Genomic DNA, 1,771 nt, shown 5'->3' on the forward strand with positions numbered 1-1,771 from the left:
TATTACGACCCGGCCCAGGGCCGTTACCTGACGCCCGACCCGCTGGGCCTGCGCGCCGGCGCCAACAGCTATGCCTATCTCGCGGGCAATCCGCTCAAGTATGTCGATCCGAACGGGCTGATCCTGTTTGCGTTTGATGGCACGGGCAATAGCGAACATCCGAAGCCGGACAGTTCAATATCCAATGTGCTGAAGTTCTACGAGGTCTACGACGAGATTCAAAATGGAAAGAAATTCTATATCACCGGCATCGGCACCACCAACCAGGATATGCCCTACGCCGGCAGCGCCATTACGGGCGAAGGCTTCGACCAGCGCGTGAGCCTGGGATTGAAATTTCTCAACAATTTCATAGGAACCGATAGCGATACCAACATTCTTAATATTGATGTGGTGGGTTTCAGCCGTGGTGCAGCCGAGGCACGCTTCTTTCTCAATGTCGTTGCCGACAACCTCAAGAAAAATAACGGCGCCTATGTCATCGATGGCAAGAGCCGCTGCCTGAACCTGCGCTTCGAAGGCCTGTGGGATACCGTGCCGCATCTCGGCATATTGCATCAGGACGAAAAACAATACTTCTTTTCAGTACCGGCCGCCGTCAAATACGCGGTGCATGCTGTCGCGCTGAACGAACACAGGGGCGGCGGGGATGACTTCGATCTGCGCTCCATCATGGACAGACCCGGCCAGACCAGCTCGGCGAACCGCCTCGAAAAGGCATTCATCGGCAGCCATTCCGACATCGGCGGCGGCTTCGGCACGGGTGACCTGTCCGATGTGGCGCTGATGTGGATGGTAGAACAGGCCAAGGGACAAGGAATCGAGATTGACAATGACACTCTAAAAAGCCAGGGATGGAATACGGTCACCAACCCCATCTTGCATGACCGCAGCGGCAACAGGTTCTCTGACGGCGATGCCACTTTCACACGATACGTTACTTACGAAAATGGCCAGGAAGTTCTGCAGACTAACGCGGTCTTTGATGGCAAGCGGACCTCCGACACCACTGGAGTTATCAACTTATTCCCCGATGCTTACAAGTGCGGCACGATCGCCAATCCCGATATCGGGCTGGTGGACATGAACAAGTACAAGCTCTGGCTGGCCGGTTATGGCTTAAGCATGACCACCGCCCCTACCAGCAACACCTCCTGCAAGGCACCATCATGAAAACATATCTGCTCCAGGCAATTTGCTTCCTGGCGACCGTCGTCCTCTGCACAGCCTGCTCTGTAACACGCTCACAGGACGGCCCCGGCATGATCGTGACCTTCAGTAACGGCATCCAAGGAAAAGAGGTCGACGTGCTGCGCGCGCGAACCGCGAACAGCATATTTTTTCCGACCCCTGGCTCCCTGGGACCGGCCAAGAACCCCATGAAAGACGGCGGGGCCACCATGGGCGCCGCGCCGGATGGCCGCGAACTGCCGCAATGGGTGGAGTTCGAATGGAAGGTATGGCCCTATCCCTATCCCTCCATGCCTGCCGAGCCGGTAGCACTGCAGGCATGGAGTGACGGCGTGCACGCCATGTCGCGCGCCTTGCCCATCCAGACGGCCCGCGTCGCCGTCCGATCGCGCGTGCCGCAAGACGTCATCGACGAAGTGCTGGCGTCAAACAGGCAAAGAGCGCCCAACGCGCTGCCGGACAAAGATCTCTGGGTGTATTTCATCTGGTACGAGACGGGAATCAAGTTTCGCTGGAGGTTGCTACAGGGCTGTTGCAAGATGCTGCGCGAAGGCGGCGACGAGCTTGCGCCATGACCAAA

At 57.5% G+C, this 1,771-nt stretch carries 2 protein-coding genes; both read left to right on the forward strand.

Annotated features, from left to right (window positions below; genetic code table 11):
- On the forward strand, window positions 1-1,173 hold a 1,173-nt coding region (locus K0F86_RS27120; protein ID WP_219137213.1), incomplete at its 5' end, for a phospholipase effector Tle1 domain-containing protein.
- A complete protein-coding gene (locus K0F86_RS27125; RefSeq protein WP_219137214.1) occupies window positions 1,170-1,766 on the forward strand; it encodes a hypothetical protein in 597 nt (198 codons plus the stop codon). The genes K0F86_RS27120 and K0F86_RS27125, both read left to right, overlap by 4 nt.
- Window positions 1,767-1,771 lie beyond the last annotated feature (5 nt).

The organism is Janthinobacterium sp. UMAB-60, assembly GCF_900095235.1.
Classification (GTDB): domain Bacteria; phylum Pseudomonadota; class Gammaproteobacteria; order Burkholderiales; family Burkholderiaceae_D; genus Janthinobacterium.